The sequence below is a fragment of the Actinocrinis sp. genome, from assembly GCF_035946395.1.
Lineage (GTDB): Bacteria > Actinomycetota > Actinomycetes > Streptomycetales > Catenulisporaceae > Actinocrinis.
Genome location: NZ_DASYZI010000341.1, coordinates 1 through 16,322 on the forward strand (window position 1 = coordinate 1; position 16,322 = coordinate 16,322).

At 69.7% G+C, this 16,322-nt stretch carries 15 protein-coding genes; 9 read left to right on the forward strand and 6 right to left on the reverse strand.

The features are described 5' to 3' along the window. Positions 1 to 189: 189 nt before the first annotated feature. Together VGS97_RS21305 and VGS97_RS21310 are read left to right on the forward strand one after the other, a co-directional pair. Positions 190 to 507, forward strand: a complete 318-nt coding sequence (locus VGS97_RS21305) for a hypothetical protein (RefSeq protein WP_326855378.1) — start codon at positions 190 to 192, stop codon at positions 505 to 507. Positions 508 to 652: 145 nt separating this feature from the next. Further along, complete coding sequence (locus VGS97_RS21310; RefSeq protein WP_326855379.1) at positions 653 to 1,792, forward strand: DegT/DnrJ/EryC1/StrS aminotransferase family protein; 1,140 nt, start codon at positions 653 to 655, stop codon at positions 1,790 to 1,792. A 71-nt stretch (positions 1,793 to 1,863) separates the two neighbouring features. Here VGS97_RS21310 and fni read toward each other — a convergent pair whose 3' ends face one another. The 5 genes from fni to VGS97_RS21335 form a co-directional block, all read right to left on the reverse strand. Further along, positions 1,864 to 2,937, reverse strand: coding sequence for a type 2 isopentenyl-diphosphate Delta-isomerase (fni, locus tag VGS97_RS21315; RefSeq protein WP_326855380.1), 1,074 nt, complete (start codon positions 2,935 to 2,937; stop codon positions 1,864 to 1,866). Positions 2,938 to 2,949: 12 nt separating this feature from the next. After that, positions 2,950 to 3,546: a cupin domain-containing protein gene (locus VGS97_RS21320; protein WP_326855381.1), complete on the reverse strand. Its 597-nt coding sequence runs from the start codon at positions 3,544 to 3,546 to the stop codon at positions 2,950 to 2,952. A gap of 48 nt (positions 3,547 to 3,594) precedes the next feature. Further along, positions 3,595 to 4,656, reverse strand: a complete 1,062-nt coding sequence (locus VGS97_RS21325; RefSeq protein ID WP_349262208.1) for a type III polyketide synthase — start codon at positions 4,654 to 4,656, stop codon at positions 3,595 to 3,597. Between the two features lie 137 nt (positions 4,657 to 4,793). After that, positions 4,794 to 6,359, reverse strand: coding sequence for a class I adenylate-forming enzyme family protein (locus VGS97_RS21330; protein WP_326855383.1), 1,566 nt, complete (start codon positions 6,357 to 6,359; stop codon positions 4,794 to 4,796). A gap of 222 nt (positions 6,360 to 6,581) precedes the next feature. Further along, positions 6,582 to 8,558: a BTAD domain-containing putative transcriptional regulator gene (locus VGS97_RS21335; protein ID WP_326855384.1), complete on the reverse strand. Its 1,977-nt coding sequence runs from the start codon at positions 8,556 to 8,558 to the stop codon at positions 6,582 to 6,584. Positions 8,559 to 8,956: 398 nt separating this feature from the next. On the opposite strand from VGS97_RS21335, the gene VGS97_RS21340 reads away from it, so the two are divergent. From VGS97_RS21340 to VGS97_RS21350, 3 genes are read left to right on the forward strand one after another with little or no spacing between them, the layout of a single operon-like run. Further along, a complete protein-coding gene (locus tag VGS97_RS21340; RefSeq protein WP_326855385.1) occupies positions 8,957 to 10,033 on the forward strand; it encodes a methyltransferase in 1,077 nt (358 codons plus the stop codon). A gap of 13 nt (positions 10,034 to 10,046) precedes the next feature. Beyond that, positions 10,047 to 11,042, forward strand: a complete 996-nt coding sequence (locus tag VGS97_RS21345; RefSeq protein ID WP_326855386.1) for a methyltransferase — start codon at positions 10,047 to 10,049, stop codon at positions 11,040 to 11,042. A 20-nt stretch (positions 11,043 to 11,062) separates the two neighbouring features. Then, on the forward strand, positions 11,063 to 11,995 hold the full coding sequence (locus VGS97_RS21350) for an aromatic prenyltransferase (protein WP_326855387.1): 933 nt from the start codon (positions 11,063 to 11,065) through the stop codon (positions 11,993 to 11,995). Positions 11,996 to 12,013: 18 nt separating this feature from the next. Here the strand turns inward: VGS97_RS21350 and sigJ are convergent, their stop codons facing one another. After that, a complete protein-coding gene (gene sigJ / locus VGS97_RS21355; RefSeq protein ID WP_326855388.1) occupies positions 12,014 to 12,946 on the reverse strand; it encodes an RNA polymerase sigma factor SigJ in 933 nt (310 codons plus the stop codon). A gap of 83 nt (positions 12,947 to 13,029) precedes the next feature. Between sigJ and wrbA the strand changes: the two genes are divergently transcribed. The 4 genes from wrbA to VGS97_RS21375 all read left to right on the forward strand — a co-directional run. After that, on the forward strand, positions 13,030 to 13,641 hold the full coding sequence (gene wrbA / locus VGS97_RS21360) for an NAD(P)H:quinone oxidoreductase (RefSeq protein ID WP_349262207.1): 612 nt from the start codon (positions 13,030 to 13,032) through the stop codon (positions 13,639 to 13,641). A 56-nt stretch (positions 13,642 to 13,697) separates the two neighbouring features. Beyond that, positions 13,698 to 14,888, forward strand: coding sequence for a cytochrome P450 (locus tag VGS97_RS21365; RefSeq protein WP_326855390.1), 1,191 nt, complete (start codon positions 13,698 to 13,700; stop codon positions 14,886 to 14,888). An 11-nt stretch (positions 14,889 to 14,899) separates the two neighbouring features. Beyond that, positions 14,900 to 15,382, forward strand: a complete 483-nt coding sequence (locus VGS97_RS21370) for a carboxymuconolactone decarboxylase family protein (protein WP_326855391.1) — start codon at positions 14,900 to 14,902, stop codon at positions 15,380 to 15,382. A 20-nt stretch (positions 15,383 to 15,402) separates the two neighbouring features. Continuing rightward, positions 15,403 to 16,322: methyltransferase (locus VGS97_RS21375; protein WP_326855392.1), on the forward strand; the 920-nt coding region annotated here is incomplete at its 3' end.

The following is a 16,322-nucleotide window of genomic DNA, read 5'->3' on the forward strand; positions in this document are numbered from 1 at the left end:
GCAGAGTAATGATGTCGATGGTCGAGGTGGTCATAGCTCATGCTAAGGGCTCGGAGTCGGCATATGCCCTGGCTCCGGTGCTGGAAGCTTATTCATCAGAGCTTCGTCATGGTCCGCGATCTGTTGGATCCACCGGTGTGAACAGGGTCGATAGTAGTTCGGGCATCGGGACAGGAACTTGACGAGGCGGTGGTTGAGGGACGCCACGGCTTTGGCGAGTGTCAGGCCACGGTCAAGTACCCGATCCGTGACCGCGACTCGAAGTTCCCCGTTCTCTTCGATGAGGCACTCGCCGACGCGGGCATCGCCGTGGTACTCACCGAGATACGGATGCCCCGGATGAACGCCGTCATGGAACGCTGGGTGCCCACACCGGACGCTGCACCAGCCACGCCACTGCGTCCAGCACCCGAACCGATCACCCAACAGGCCCGCATTCTCCATCTTGACGTCCGAAGACGCGACTGCCTCGGCGGAATCCTGCACGAGTACGAACACGCGGCCTGACCAGCACGGGCGAGTAAACGGCACCTACAGCGTTGACGACGCTTCCGAATCGATGCGGTGCCAAGCCGACACCAATTCGCCGGATAGTCGTGACCAAGTCCGGTGGTCGATGCTGTCTGAGCAGACCGACGCGAAGGTGGCCGTTATGGACGCGATTCCCCTGGTGCATGCGAGCCTGGGCGAGCAGGAACTCGCCGCCGTCGCGGAGGTGTTCGCCTCGGGCTGGCCGGCCGGGCAGGGGCCGCGGAGCAAGGCTTTGGAGGCCGAGCTGGCCGACCGGTACGGCGTCGGCGGCGCGGTCGCGGTGAGCAACTGCGGCTGCGCGCTGCACTTGGCCCTGCTCGCTCACGGTGTGAAGCCGGGCGACGAAGTGATCGTCGCGGACTACACGTTCCCGGCTCCTGCGCATGCGGTGCACTACGTCGGCGCGACTCCGATCTTCGCCGACGTGCGCGCCGACACCGGCACTATTGATCCGGACGTCGTCGCCGACCTGATCGGCCCGCGCACGGTGGGCATCATCGCCGTGGACACGGTTGGCCTGCCTGCTGACTACACGGAGCTGGTGGAACTCACCCGGCGACATGGGCTCTTCCTCGTCGAAGACGCCGCGTGCGCGGTCGGCGCGACGTACAAAGGCGTGCAGGCGGGTGCGCTGGCGCCGACGGCATGCTTGTCGTTCCACGGCCGCAAGGGGATCAGCAGCGGCGAGGGCGGGGCGCTGCTCACCGCTGATCCGCAGCTCGCGGCGGCTGCGCGCAAGCGTGCGTCTTTTGGCATCGAAGCCATCTTCGATCAGGCGCGGATCGTCGGCCTCCCGATCCCGGTGTTCACCGAGATCGGCTACAACTACAAGCTCTCCGACATCGCGGCCGCGATCCTTCAGGTGCAACTCGGCCGGATCGACGAGTTGCTCGCACGCCGCAACGCCTTTGCCGCGCGCTACACCGAACTGCTCGCCGACGAGGAACTCATCACGCTGCCCTTCGTGCCGGAGGACCGCACCCACGCCTGGCAGTCCTACCTCGTGAGGCTGGACCCGAGCGTCAGCCGCGCGGCGGTCGCGGCCGACCTGCGCGCTCAGGGCATCGGCTGCGGACACGGCACGTGGGCCAGCCACTTGCAGCCGGTCTACGAGACCAAGCAGACGTGCCCGGTCTCGGCAGACCTCTTCCAGCACCACATGGCTATCCCCATGCACGCCGAGCTGACCATGGAAAAGGTCGAACGCGTCGCTACCGCCCTGCGCGCTGCGGTGCGGGCGCACGCGGGCGGGCCTGAGTGAGCTGATCGGGGAGCTTGGTCAACCGGTCGGCTGGTTGTCCGGCTGACCGAGCGGCCCGGATTCACCGGATTTCAGCTGGCGACGGCCGCGGGAAGACGGGAACGGGTGGCCAGAGCCGCGGTGTCGATACCCCGGTCGGTGCAGAACCAGCGAAGCTCACCGCCGATCAGAAGGTCGCACTCGGTCAGCGCGGCCGGGGTGCGCGCGCCGAGCGCGGTCATCAGCGCGGCCAACTGATCCTGCCAGGCCGAGATCCGCGCGATCAGCGCGGGCACGCCGCCGTCGATGAGGGTTCTGAGAAACCCGCCGGAGCTCCCGACCGCGGTGGCGCCGAGCGCCAGGCAGCGTGCCACGTCGAGCGGGTCGCGCACGCCTCCGGAGGCCAGCAGCGGCAACCCCGCGTCCCGCGCGTCCAAGAGGCATGCGGGCGTGGACTGGCCCCAGCCGTCGAGGTACCCGTAGTCGGCGTGCTCACGTCGGCCGTTCTCGATGCGGGCGAAGTTCGTGCCGCCGCGCCCGGCCACGTCGGCCGCGTGCACGCCGAGCTCCCGCAGCCGCTGTACGGTCTCCCGGCTGAGCCCGAACCCGACCTCCTTGACGATCACCGGGACGCCGACCCCGGCCGCGATCTTCTCGATCCGCGGGCCCCAGGACGAGAACGACCGGTCGCCCTCGGGCATCACGGTCTCCTGAATCACATTCAGGTGGATCTGTAGGGCGTCGGCGCGCAGCAGGTCGACGGCCCGGCGTGCATCTTGCACGGTGGCCGTCGCGTTGACGTTCGCCATGATGAACCCGTCAGGGTTCTCGCGGCGCATCACGCTGAAGGTGCCGGCCACCGACTCGTCCTTGAAGTACGCACTGAGCGAGCCGGTGGCGATCGGGACGCCGGTCTCCCGGGCGGCGATGGCCAGGTCCCGGTTGATGGCTCCGGTCATGGCGCTGCCGCCGGTCATCGCGTTGATGTACAGCGGCACCTGCCAGCGGAGGCCGGCGAACCGCGTTGCCAGCGACACCTCGTCGCGGTCGATGCCGTGCAGCGCGTGGTGGACGAAGGACACGTCGTCGAACTGGCTGCGCCCGCCGTGGCCGTTCTGCTGCTCCAGCGCGAGCCTGACGTGATCGTCCTTGCGGCTGGCGATCATTGCGCACCTCTTCTAGACGGTGTCCGAGATGGTGTCCGAGATGTGGGGCGGGGTCGTGTCGCCTGTTACGCGCCGGAAGCCGCGGGACTCAGGCGGGAGGCCGTAGCGCAGTGGCGTGAGCTGCTTGACGTCGTAGCGGTCGCGCAGCCGCTGCACTGCATCCGAGTCCACCGTCCGGCCCGCGGAGAAGATCTCGGTCAGCTCCTCGAAATAGCGCTCGTGATCCGGCGGCGGAGAGCTCTGGAAGAGCATGCGCGTGGGCTGCTGCGACGGGTTCTTGAAGGCGTGCGGGCACCCGGTCGGCACGAGCATGCAGCTGCCCGCGCCCGCGCGCAGCGGCCGGTCGCCGGCCGCGGACTTCCAGTCCTGCCACGGCCCCTGCGTGCGCTCGACCGGTTCGAAGGCGAACAGTTCGAGCTCTCCTTCGAGGATGTAGAAGAACTCGGTCGCCGCGTCGTGGACGTGCGCGCCGACGTCGAAGCCCGGCGGGACCACCACCTCGAAGGTGGACGCGAAGGAGCCGTCCGCGCCGGTGGCCTTGAATGTGACGTCCTGGGCTCTGGTGACGAGCTTGCGGCCCTGGCCGGGCGGGACGATGAGGCCGTCCATCCGCGTCTCCCTCTCTCCTTTTCCGTCTTTTCGCCGTGCCCGGGTTGGCTAGGCCGGGCGACCGAGGTACGGCGCGGCCACGCCCAGCAGCTCGGATTCCCGCTCGCGCGAGGGGTCCGCGACCCAGCTGCCCACCGCCATCTCGGCGGTGATGCCCGGGCCGAACCCGGCGACCATGCCGGTGGCGCCCGGCGTCGTGACGCCCTCCTCGAACAGCCGGCGCAGCGCGTCGAACACGACCGCGCTGGCGATGTTGCCGTACTCGGTCAGGGTCGCCCAGCTGTGCCGGAACGCCTTGATGTCGACTTCGAGGAACTTGCTCAGGTCGCTGAGAATGCGCGGGCCGCCGGCGTGGACGATGTAGAAGTCGAGGGTGCGCGCGTCCCAGCCGTGGTCGGTGGCCAGTTCGCGCAGCACCGGGGCGAGCGGTTCCATCGTGCCGGGCACGCGGCGGTCCAGCTGGAAGTGGAAGCCGGTGGAGCGCACCGCGTACGAGATCCACTCCTCGGTGTCCGGGATCAGATACGAGGCGTTGCGCTCCAGGGCCATCCCGGTACCACCGCTGCCGCGTACCACGGCCGCCGCCACCGCGTCGCCGAACAGCCCGTCGGACAGCAGCGATCCGACGCCGTCGTCGTCGGGCTGGTAGCACAGCGAGCACAGCTCGCACGAGACGATCAGAACGTTGCACCCGGGGTAGGCGGTGCAGAAGTCGTGCGCGCGGTTGATCGCCGCGCCGCCCGCGGCGCAGCCCAGCTGCGCGATGGGCACCTGCCGGGTGTTGGACCGCATCCCCATGGTGTTGATGAGCCATGCGGTCAGCGACGGCATCAGGAAGCCGGTGCACGAGACGTAGATGATCGCGTCGATGTCCCGCGCGGCGAGGCCGGCGTTCGCCATGGCCTGCTCGACGACCTCGGGACAGCGCTTCTTGGATTCGACCTCATAGATGCGGTTGCGCTCCTCCAGGCCCGGATGGCGCAGCGTCTGCTCGATCGGCTGGACGATATGCCTCTTGCGCACCCCGGTGTTCCTGATCAGCCGCAGCGCCAGCGGCAGCTGCGGCTTGCCCGCGTGCGCCCTCTCGGCGAACTCAAGCGTCTCCTCCATCGTGATGACGTATTCCGGCACGCTCACCGCGGGCTTGCACAAAGTCGGCACCGTCTACCCTGCCTTCTGCCTAGTAAGTGGTCCGGCGCTGATCAGCCTGCGTATGCAAGGGCTCGCCGTGCCCGGCTGGGCGTGGTTCACTCCGCCGCGGCCGCCCTCTCGGCGAGTCGGCGGGCGAGCTCGACCCGCTGCACCTTCATCGTCGCGGTGCGCGGGACCTCTGCCCACGGCAGCTGGACCGGGTCGGCCAACTGCGGGAAGGCGGCGGCGGCAGCCCGCCAGCGCGCCGGGTCCAGCCGCCGGTCCTCCAGCGTGCAGACCACCGGGATCGGCTCGCCGTCCGGGCCGGTCACCACGATCAGCTCCATCAGCTCGGTGAGCTTGGCCATCATCACGTCTTCGATTTCGAGGTTGCTGCCCACGCCGGCGATCATGTCCACCTCGCGGTCGAGCATGTGCAGGCAGCCGGTCCGGGTGCGGTAGCCGACGTCCCCGGTCCGCCGCCACCCGTCGTGCATGCCGGCCTCGAACAGCTCCTGCTGCCCGAAGTAGGTCTTTGCGATGCCCGCCCACGAGACCTCGATGTAGCCGGGGTTCTGCCTGGACGGCGGCCTGCCGTCGCGGCTGGTCACGCGGGTGCGCGCGCTGCCTGGCAGCGCCCAGCCGACGCAGCGCCCGTCCGTCCGGTGCGCCGAGCGGCGGAAGTAGGGGCGGCCGACCGCCCCGCCGACCTCGCTCTGCCCGTAGATCTGGAAGAACAACGCGCCGCGCCGCGCGGAGGAGTCGATCAGCCGGCTGATCGTGCGCGGGTGGATCGCGTCGAAGGTGCTGCTGAAGTACTTCACCGACGCGAAGGGCCGGCGCGGATCGTCGGCGAGTGCCTCCCACTCCACCAGCAGGTTGGGCAGCGCCTCGATCAGCCCCGGCCGGTGCTTGAGGAAGAACTCCGCGACGAGCTTCGGGTCGGACTCCTTCACCAGCTGCATCGGCAGAGCCTTGATGAGGCACAGCGCCAGCGCCGCGAAGGTCCGCGAATGCACGAACGGGATCGCGATCGCGACGCTCTCCTTCTTGCGCATCAGCCCCAGGAGGAACAGCTGGGGTCGCAGCCGTGTGCGCATCGTCCGCGGCGTGTGCACGACCAGCTTGGGTACCCCGGTCGTTCCGGAGGTGTGCGTGATCAGCGCCGCCTCGTCCACGTCGAGGAACACCGGCACGGGCCGCGGCGAACCGGCGAGTTCGGGCAGTGCGACCACTCCCGGCGCCGGCTCAGTGGCGCTCAGTACCGTGCGGGTGAGGTTCTTGAGCGGAACGTCGGCCAGCACGGCGAGTTTGGCCGCGTCGGTGATCAGGTGCGGCTGGTTCAGGCGGCCGAGCAGCGTGCCTACAGTCGTGCCGTTCAGTGCGGGGGAGAGCGTCACGGGAACCGCGCCGATTCGCGAGACGGCCATGGTGAGCATGGAGGCGTCGAAGTTGGCGGTCTTGTAGATCGCGACGTGCTCACGGGAGCGGACCCCGGCCGCCGACAGCCGGCCGGCCAAGTCGTCCACGTGGTAGGCGAGTTCGGCCACCGTCAGCCGGCGGCCCGCCTCGGGCAGGACGTCCAGATCATGGTCGAGGGTGAGCAGCGTCGAGCCGTGTGAGGCCGCCGCCTGCTGCGCCATGGCGCCGAGGTACAGCCCCTGCCTCGTGAAGCCCTTCATAGGGAAGTCCCCTTCGCAGTGTTCGACGGACCGCGTGCCCCGTGCACGTCACCCGGCCGTGCCTGGAGGCGGCCACGGCGCCGACTCCCGTCAGCGGGCAGGGGTCTGCATGCCGCCAGCATCCGCCATGGGGCTTGGCCGGGACTGGTCGGCGGATTGGCACCGACTTGGCGCAGCCGCGCCGGCTGCGCGGCTTTCCGCGGCGCGCGAATCCGCGCTGAATCAGACCTCGATTGACAAGTGCCGGATGCCCATCGCGTCCTTCTGGTGCTGTCCCTCGGGAGCCCGGCCCGGCACCGCGTCGATCCGCCGCAGCAGCCGGGCCCGGCGCAGCCGCCCGACGGTCCCGTTGAGCACCTCGGCGGTCAGCGCGTGCGTGAAGCGGAACCAGCCGAGCCGGTGCGGGTCCTCCACCACGAGACCCGCCGCCATGATGGCCTCGACCAGCCCCAGCGCCGTCTCGCTGTCCACCGAGGCGGCCTCGGCGACGGCGTCGATGGGGAAGCTGCGGCCGGCGACGGAGGCCACCACCAGCAGGTCGGCCGCGGCCCGCGGAAGGCGGGCGACGCGGCGCAGCACCACCTCGCGCACCGGCACCGGGACCGGCGCGGTGTGCGGCTGCTCCAGCCGGCCCTCGCCGGCCGCCACCTTGATCAGCTCCCTGAGGAAGAACGGATTGCCCTCGGTGCGGGCCCGCAACGCCTCCGCGGCGGGCCGGCCCACCTCCCGCCGCAGCATCGCCCCGGCCAGGGCCTGGGTGTCCCGCACGTCGAAGCCGGTCAGCTCCACCCGCGTCGTCTCCGCGCGCGCGAGCACGGCCGAGGGAGCGGCCGCCGCGGTCTCGCCCGACTGATAGGACACGGCTATCAGCAGGCGGCCGGTCGGCACCGACTCGGCCAGATGCGCGAGCAGTTGCAGCGAGCCGGGGTCCGCGCGGTGCAGATGGTCGAGCACGATCACCAGCGGCGTGCTGCGGGCGACGTCGAGCAGGTAGTGCACGATCGCCTCGAACCGGCGCATCGTGGCGGCGGGCTCGGCCGCCGCGTCCGCGGGCCGCTCGGCGTCCGCGTCGAGCAGTTCGGCCACCGGCGCCGGGAGCGGACAGCCCTGGCAGCGGGCGGCGGCCGCGCGCAGTACCTGCTGCCACGGCCACAGCGGCGGCGTGGCCAGGTGCTCGGGGCAGGCGCCCCAGAGCACCGGCGCGCCCGCCAGGGCGGTGAAGTGCCGCAGCAGGCTGGTCTTGCCGACCGCCAGCTCCCCGGAGACCGTCACCACCCGGCCGTGGCCGGCCGTGGCGGCGGCCAGCGCCTCGAACAGCTGCCGCAGCTGCGCCTCGCGCCCGATGAAGAGCTCTGAGCCGGCGGCCGGCGGCTCGGCGGCCGGGCGGATCCGCGGCGGGAACGCGAGCGCGCGCGCGGTGGCGGGCGGGGCCGGCCGCCACTCCAGCTCCGGGGCCTGATTCAGGATCTCGCGCTCAAGGTTCTGCAATGCCGGTCTGGGGTCGATTCCCAGCTGCTCGGCCAGGCGTTTCTGGTTGGCCCGCAGCACCGCCAGGGCGTCGGCCTGCCGCCCGGCGCGGTACAGCGCCAGGCTCAGCAGTTCGCACCCGTACTCGCGCAGCGGATGGGCCTGCACGAAGGCCTCCAACTCGGCCACCGCCACCTCGTGCGCCCCCACCGCGAGCAGCGCCGCGCAGCGGCCCTCGACGGCCGAGAGGCGCAGCTCCTCCAGCCGCGCCGCCTCCGGCATGGCCTGCGAGGTGATGGGCAGCTCCACGTATGCCTGCCCCCGCCACAGCCCCAGCGCGGACTCGAACTCGCGCAGCGCCTCCTGCGGCTCGCCGCGGTCCCACGCCTTCCACCCCGCGGTGGCGCGCTCCTCGAAGCACTGCACGTCGACCGCGGCGCCGCTGTCGATCAGGTAGCCCCGGTCGCCGGTGCGCAGCACCTTCGCGGGGGTCCGCGGCGCCCTGGCCGGCTCCAGCACCCTGCGCAGATTGGCCACGTACGCCTGTAGCGAGGTCACCGCCGAGGCCGGCGGCCGGCCCGACCAGAGCTCTTCGAGCATCACGTCCACCGACAGCGGTTGGCCGATCCGGCTGATCAACAGCGTGAGCAGGACGCGCTGCTTGGGCGTGCCCAGGTCCACCGGACGCCCGCCGACCAGCGCCTCGACCGGGCCCAGCGCGCGGAATTCCACCGGGCCTGATGGTGTGCCGTGTATCTTCGTCCGTTGTTGTCGTGGTTTGACCGGCCGGGTGGCTTCTGCATCAGTCATATCGTTGGTTCTTCCAAGTCGGCGGCAGGAAGATGTAACGACAGGTCAGCGCTGATCAGTATATTGATACGATGGATGAACTAGCCCGTGGTCCCCGAATCATGGTCCTGATCATGACTATCGTGGGGAGCGGTTGTCAAGAGCTGTGAGAGTGCTGATTCAATGAGGCCGGTGGTGCGGCCGGGTCCTTTGATTTAGTTACAGAACACTGCCATATAGGCCGCCGCCAACCCGGCGCCAAGCCGCCGCCTAGTCCCGGCCAAGTCGGGTGGCGGATGATTTCCGGCGATGCCGGACCGCAGAAGGGACTTCACGACCTGATGACGCCTGAGGCCACGCTTGCGCGGTTCCGCGAGTACATGGTGGGACCCACCCGGTTCATGAACCTGCTGTCCTGTTTCGAACTCGGGATCATCGATGCGCTGCGCGCCGACCCCGGCATGACCGCGGCCCGGATCGGCGAGGCGGTCGGCGTCAGCCCGGGATCCGTCGAACAGCTGCTCATCCTGCCGGTCAAGGAGGGCTTCGTCACCTACGACGAGGACTCCGGCGCCTACTCGCTCGGCGCGATCGCCGACGTCCCCGAGGCCGACCTCAAACGGGCGCTCGCCTTCATGAACATGATCAAGGTCGTCCTGCTCAGGCAGATGTTCTATCTCTCCGAGAGCGCGCGTGCCGGCTCGGTCGTGGGCCTGAAGGAAGTGTACGGATTCGACGGCAACCTGTTCGGCGCCGTCGGCGCGCTCAAGGACGTGCGCGACGCCTGGATGGGGCTGGCGGAGGTGATGACGGCCAGCGTGTACCCGTGGTTCTTCGGGAACGTCCGGCTGCCCACGGGCGCCCGCGTCCTCGACGTCCTCGGCGGGAACGGCCTGGGCGCCGTCATGACCCAGCGGTTGACGGCGTCGGCGCAGCTGCGGGTGACGACCTTCGACCGGCCCGAGTTCGAGGAGGAGTGCCTGCGCAGCTTCCGGGACGCCGGCGTGTCGGACCGCTGCTCGTTCGTCGGCGGCGACGTGCTGGAGGGCATGCCCGCCGGTTTCGACGTCGTGATGGTCAAGCACTTCCTCGACATCTTCGACAAGGACGAGGTGCTCAGGATCTTCCGCAACGCCAATCGGTCGCTGGAGGACGGCGGCGAACTGGTCATCCTGGTGGCGGTGTACCCGGAGGACCTCGCGGACCCCACCGACTACCAGGCCGACTTCTTCCCGGCCTTCATCCTCGGCGGCACCATCGGGCGCGGCGGCGCGCAGAAGGTCTCGACCTACCGCGGCTGGCTGAAGGAATGCGGGTTCGAGGTCACCAGCGTGATCGACGACGACCCCTCCGGCCTGACGCCGGACGCCGTCCTGCGCCGAGCCATCCTGCGCGCGACCAAGACGGCCACGGCCTGAGAGGAGCGGCGTCGTGACCGGCGACGAACCGACACCGGACCGGATTCTGCAACTCGCCAACGGTTACTGGTCCACCGGCATCCTCGGCGTGGCGGCGAGCCACGCCCTGTTCACGCACCTCGAAGCGGGCGTGGACACCGCCGAGGGGCTGGCCGGCCGGGCCGGGATCTCGCAACGTGGCGCCGAGGCACTGCTCGACGGGCTCGTCGCCCTGGGCCTGGTGGAGACGCGCGGCGGCCGTTACCGCAACACCGCGCAGGCGTCCGCCTTCCTGGTCGAGGGCCGGCCCACCAGCCTGACCGACTTCGCGCGGCTCAAGCTGGAGCACGCGGACGGCCTCAAGGCCCTGCCCGACGTGGTCCGCGCCGGCGCGCCGGTGAACGCGACGGTGGAGGTGGCCGACAACCCGCACTGGGAGAAGGTGGTCACGGCGATCGCCGCGCAGTCGGTCCCGGTGGCGACGGCCGCCGCCGGTCTGCTCCGGCTGGCGCAGGCCGGCCCGATCTCGATCCTCGACATCGGAGGCGGTCCGGGCGTCTACTCGGCACTCTGGCTCGCGCTCAATCCGCAGGCCCGCTCGACCCAGCTCGACTGGGCCCCGATCAACGCGATCGCCCGGCGGCGCGTGGCCGAGCGCGGCGTGGCCGACCGGTTCAGCTGCGTCGACGGCGACCTCCACACCACCGACTTCGGCAGCGCGGTCCACGACATCGTGATCTACTCCAACATCGCACACCAGGAGGGGCCGCAGGAGAACATGGCGCTCTTCGCCAGGATCCGCGGCGCCCTCAAGCCCGGCGGCACGCTGGTCGTCAGCGACTTCATCGTCGACGACGACCGCGGCGGCCCGCCCTTCGCGCTGCTGTTCGCCTCGGAGATGCTGCTCAAGAGCAAGCACGGCAGCACCTGGCGCAGAGCCGACTTCCAGGCCTGGCTCACCAAGGCAGGCTTCGAGGACATCGCCTTCCACCCCACGCCTTCCCCCGCCACCCTGGTTCTCGCCCGGTAGCCCGGACGCTTGGAGGATGCATGCCCGAGACCGTTGAGCCGGCCGACCTCTACTCGGCCATCGAGGAATCGGCCCGGCTGCTGGACATACCGTGCTCGCGCGATACGGTCTGGCCCGTCCTGACCGCGTACGCCGACGTGATCCCGAAGGCCGTGACCGCCTTCCGGCTGGGAACCGGCGCGCGCTACGCGGGGGACCTCGACTGGCGCTTCCTGGGCTTCACGCTTCCGCAGGACACCGATCCGTACACCGTCGCCCTCTCGAACGGCCTGATCGCGCCGACGGAGCATCCCAGCGGCGTCCTGCTCTCGCAGATCCGCGAACGCTGCGGCGTCGGCAGTTTCGGCGTCGACTTCGGTGTCGTCGGAGGCTTCAAGAAGGCCTACGCGTTCTTCCCTCCGGACGGCATGCAGCGACTGTCGACGCTCGCCGGCATCCCGGCCATGCCGCGGGGCGTGACCGCGAATCTCGACTACTTCGAGCGGTACGGTCTCGGCGGCGACAAGGTGAACCTGTTCGGGATCGACTACCCGCACCGCTCGGTGAACGTGTACTTCGGCGGCCTGCCGGAGGAGTGTCTTGAGCCGAAGACCATCGTGTCCATGGTCCGCGACCTCGACCTGCCGGACCCCAGCGAGGCGATGGTGCGGCTCGGCGAGAAGGCGTTCGGCATCTACGTCTCGCTGAACTGGCAGTCCGCGAGGGTGGAGCGGTTCTGCTACGCCGTGATGACCCCGAACGCCGCCGCGCTTCCCGTTCCCATCGAGCCGAAGATCGAGCAGCTGCTGCGGGACGTTCCGTACTCCAGCGCCGACGAAAGGTTCATCTACTACGCCGGCACCTCGGCCGCCGGCGAGGAGAACTACAAGATCCAGGCGTACTTCAACTGGAACGCCCGGATGCTGAACCAGATGCTGCTGTCCGGTACCGGATCCGCCGACGAGCACGGGTGATGCGGTATGCGGCCGCCGTCAGGCCCAGGCCCGCAGCTTGTCGGGATTGAGCACCGCCCAGATCCGCTTGATCCGGTCACCCGCGACGTCGAACGCCAGCACCGACACGGCGACGCCGCCGCGCCGGGCCACCAGACCGGGCCGGCCGTTCACCGCGCGCTCCTGAAGCACCAGGTCCGGCGCACCGGCCAGTCCGGCGAAGAAATGCGCGACCTGCTCGGCGCCCTCGACGGGGCGCGGCGCGGCCCGGACCAGTCCGCCGCCGTCGCCGGTCGCCGTCGCGTCGGGGGCCAGCAGTCCCACGAGGGCGTCGACGTCCTTGGCTTCCCACGCCCGTTTGAAGGCCCTGACGATGCCGGCCCGCTCGGCCACCGGGGTCGCCGGGGACCGCGAGTCGCGGATACGGCCGCGGGCCGACGAGGCCAGCTGCCGACACGCCGCCGGGGTGCGGCCGATGATCTCGGCCACCTCGGCGAAGGAGTAGCGGAAGACGTCGTGCAGGATGAACGCCACCCGCTCGGCCGGGCTCATCGACTCAAGCACGACGAGGAAGGCCATGTCCACCGACTCGTCGAGGGTGACCCGGTCGGCCGGATCCGCCGGCTCGGACGGGGTGCCGCCCGGCCCGCCGATCCACGCGGCGTGGTCGGGCAGCGGCTCGGGGATCCACTCGCCCACGTAGTGCTCCCGCCTGGCTCGTGCCGAGCCGAGCAGGTCGAGACAGATACGGCCGGCGACGGTCGTCAGCCAGCCGCCCGGCGACGCGATCCCGTCTCGCTGCGACCGGGGCATGGCGTACCACCGGGCACAGGCCTCCTGCACGACGTCCTCGGCGTCGGTCAGCGAGCCGAGGAGCCGGTACGCCAGGTTGATCAGCCGGTGCCGCTCGCCGGTGATCGTGCTCAGGTCGGGATCGAGTTCGCCGAGCCCCGGCTCGGTCGCGTTGGTCATGGTGCGTCGCCTGACGTTTCACAGGGCTATGTCGTCGTACCGGTGAACCGAACCTTATCCCGACGAAGACGAGGAACCCGATCGTGGAAAGCGTGAACGTCGCAATCATCTACTACAGCGCCACCGGCACGGTGCACACGCTGGCCCAGGCCGCCGCCGAGGGCGCGGAGAAGGCCGGCGCGACCGTGCGGCTGCGCAAGGTCGCCGAGACGGCTCCGCGGGAGGCGATCGACGCCAAGGAGGCCTGGGCCAAGCACGTCGACGCCACCGCGGACGTCGCCGAGGCGAGCCTCGACGACCTGGAGTGGGCCGACGCGGTGCTGTTCGGCACCCCGACGCGCTTCGGCAACCCGGCCAGCCAACTGCGGGCGTACATCGAGGCCACCGGCGGGCTGTGGTTCCAGGGCAAGCTCGCGGGCAAGGTGTACTCGGCCTTCACCGCGTCCAACACGGCCCACGGCGGCCAGGAGTCGACCCTGCTGACGCTGGCGAACACCTTCTACCACTGGGGTGGCATCATCGTGCCCCCCGGCTACACCGACCCGATCCAGTTCAAGTCGGGCAACCCCTACGGCACCTCTGTGGTGGCGAACGACGCCGCGGGTGCCGAGGTGGCCGTTCAGGCGGCCCGTCACCAGGCTCGCCGCCTGGTCGACACCGCCGCCGCGCTGAAGGCGGGCCGCGCCGCCGCCTGATCCCGCCGCGCCGCGAACGATCCGTAAACAGGGCACACATGACACGGAGGTAACTCGTGAGTGAGTCTCAGAGCGTCGTGGAGTTGACCGGGTCACCGGAAGACGTGCGCACCGTACTCCAGGAGGCCAAGCCGATTCAGCGGGCCAAACTGCCCAACGGTGCGCCGGTCTGGCTGGTCACCAAGCACGCCGAGGTGCGCGAGGTGCTGAGCGATCCGCGCTTGTTGGTCAAGGACAAGGTCGACTGGTTCGATCAGGGCCTGCTGAGCCCGCACGTGCGCAACGCGATGAACACCTCGATGCTGCGAGTCGACCCGCCGGATCACACCCGGATGCGCAAGCTGGTCAACAAGGTGTTCGTGCCCAGGCGGATCGAGGCGATGCGTCCCCGGATCCAGCAGCTCGCCGCCGAGCTGCTGGACCGGCTGGACGGCGACGGCGGGCGGGCCGACCTGGTCGCGGACTACGCGGGCCTGCTGCCCGTCCAGGTGATCTGTGAACTGCTCGGAATACCGGCGCAGGACCAGACCAACTACCGGGAGTGGGCGGATGCGTTCACCGCCGGCATCGGCGCCCCGGTCTTCCCGGTCCGGGAGGTCACCGAATTCGTGGAGCACCTGCGCGAGCTGGTCGAGCGCCGCCGCGCCGAGCCGGACGACGCGCTGCTCTCGGCGCTGATCGCGGCGCGCGACCAGACCGGCGAGATCAGCGAGGACGAGCTGATCTCGACCGCCTACCTCTTCATCGTCGCCGGATACGAGACCGCGACGAACCTGATCGACAGCGGCCTGCACCTGCTGCTGAGCGATCCGGCGCGGGCCGACCGTGTCCGGGCGGATCCGCGGGAGCTCGGCCCGGCGATCGAGGAGTTCCTGCGCTTCGAGAGCCCCGCGACGTCGGCGGCGCCGCGCATCGCCTCCTGCCCGATGAAGCTGTTCGGCGCCGAGGTGGCCGAGGGGGAGATGATCATGGTGTCGCTGCGCGCCGCCAACCACGACCCCGAGGTGTTCGACGCACCGAACGAGTTCCGGATGGACCGCGAGAGCAACCCGCATCTCGCTTTCGGCCATGGAATCCACTTCTGCATAGGCGCACCGCTGGCCCGCATCGAGTCCGAGATCGCCATCGGGCAGTTCCTGAACCGCTTCCCGAAGGCGCGTCTTTCGGTGGCGCCCGAGGACGCGCCGTGGCGGGCGGGAATTCTCACTTGGGGTCTGAGCAGCCTCCAGGTAGAGCTGCACGGTTAAGGAGCCTCTTGATGGAACACCGCTTGAGCCTCGCCGACAGCCCGCTCGCGGCCAAGGTGATCAAGTACGTCAGCTCGGCGGGCCGCGAGGTGTCGAGGTCGACGCTGCCGTTCGCGACGCAGGAGCTGATGAGGCTGCGCGCCAGTCAGATCAACGGCTGCGGCGCCTGCGTCGACATGCATTCCAAGGAGGCCGTGGCCGCCGGGGAGTCCTGGCAGCGCATCGTCCTGGTCTCGGCCTGGCGGGAGGCCACCGTCTTCACCGACGCCGAGCGGGCCGCCCTGGAGCTGACGGAGCAGGGCACCCGCATGGCCGACACGGCCGGCGTCACGGACGAGGCCTGGGCGAACGCCACCAAGCACTACGACGAGGAGCAACTCGCGGCGATGGTGTCGCTCATCGCGCTCATCAACTTCTACAACCGCATGAACGTCATCGTGCACGAGCCCGGCGGCGACTACCAGGTCGGCCAGGTATCGATGGGCCGCGACTGACCTGCGAAGGGATGGACGCAGTGACACCCGAAGACACGCTCGCGCGATTCCGTGAATACATGGTGGGACCCACGCGGTTCATGACGCTGCTGTCCTGCTTCGAACTCGGTGTGATCGACCGGCTCCGGGAGGCTCCGGGTCTGACGGCGGCCGAACTCGGCGCCGCCGTCGGCGCCAAACCGGACGCCCTGGAACAGCTGCTGCTCCTGCTGGTCAAGGAAGGCTTCGTCGCTCTTGACGAGGCATCCGGCGCATACACCCTCGACGCACTGGCGGGGGTCGCGCAGGCCGATCTACGCCGTGCGCTCACCTATATGAACATGATCAAGGTCGTGGCATTGAGGCAGTTGTTCTACCTCACCGACAGCGTGCGTACCGGCACGCTCGTCGGCCTGAAGGAGCTCTACGGCTCCGAAGGAACCATGTACCAGGCCGTGGCCGAGCACACCGACCTGCGCGAGTCCTGGGCGACCCTGATGAACGCCGTCACCGCACGCGTCGATCCGTGGTTTTTCGAGAACATCGACATCCCGGCCGGATCGCGTGTGCTCGACCTTGCCGGAAACACCGGTCTCGGGGCCGTGCACGCCTACAAGCTGAAGACGTCGCCCGGGCTTCACGTCACGACGTTCGACCTGCCGGAGAAGGAAGCGGAGTGCCTGGCGAACTTCGCCGCGAACGGTGTGTCAGAGCACTGCTCGTTCATCGGCGGCGACGTCTTCGCGGGCGTTCCGGAGGGCTTCGACGTAGTCATGATCAAGCACTTCCTCGACATGTTCGACAAGGGTGACGTCTTCAGGATCCTCGCCGGCGTCAACAAGGCGCTGAACGTCGGCGGCAGGGTACACGTCTTGGTGCCCGTGTACCCCGAGGAGATCGCCGACTCCGGCAACTACAACGTCGACTTCTTCCCGGCCTTCTTCATCGGCGCCACCATGGG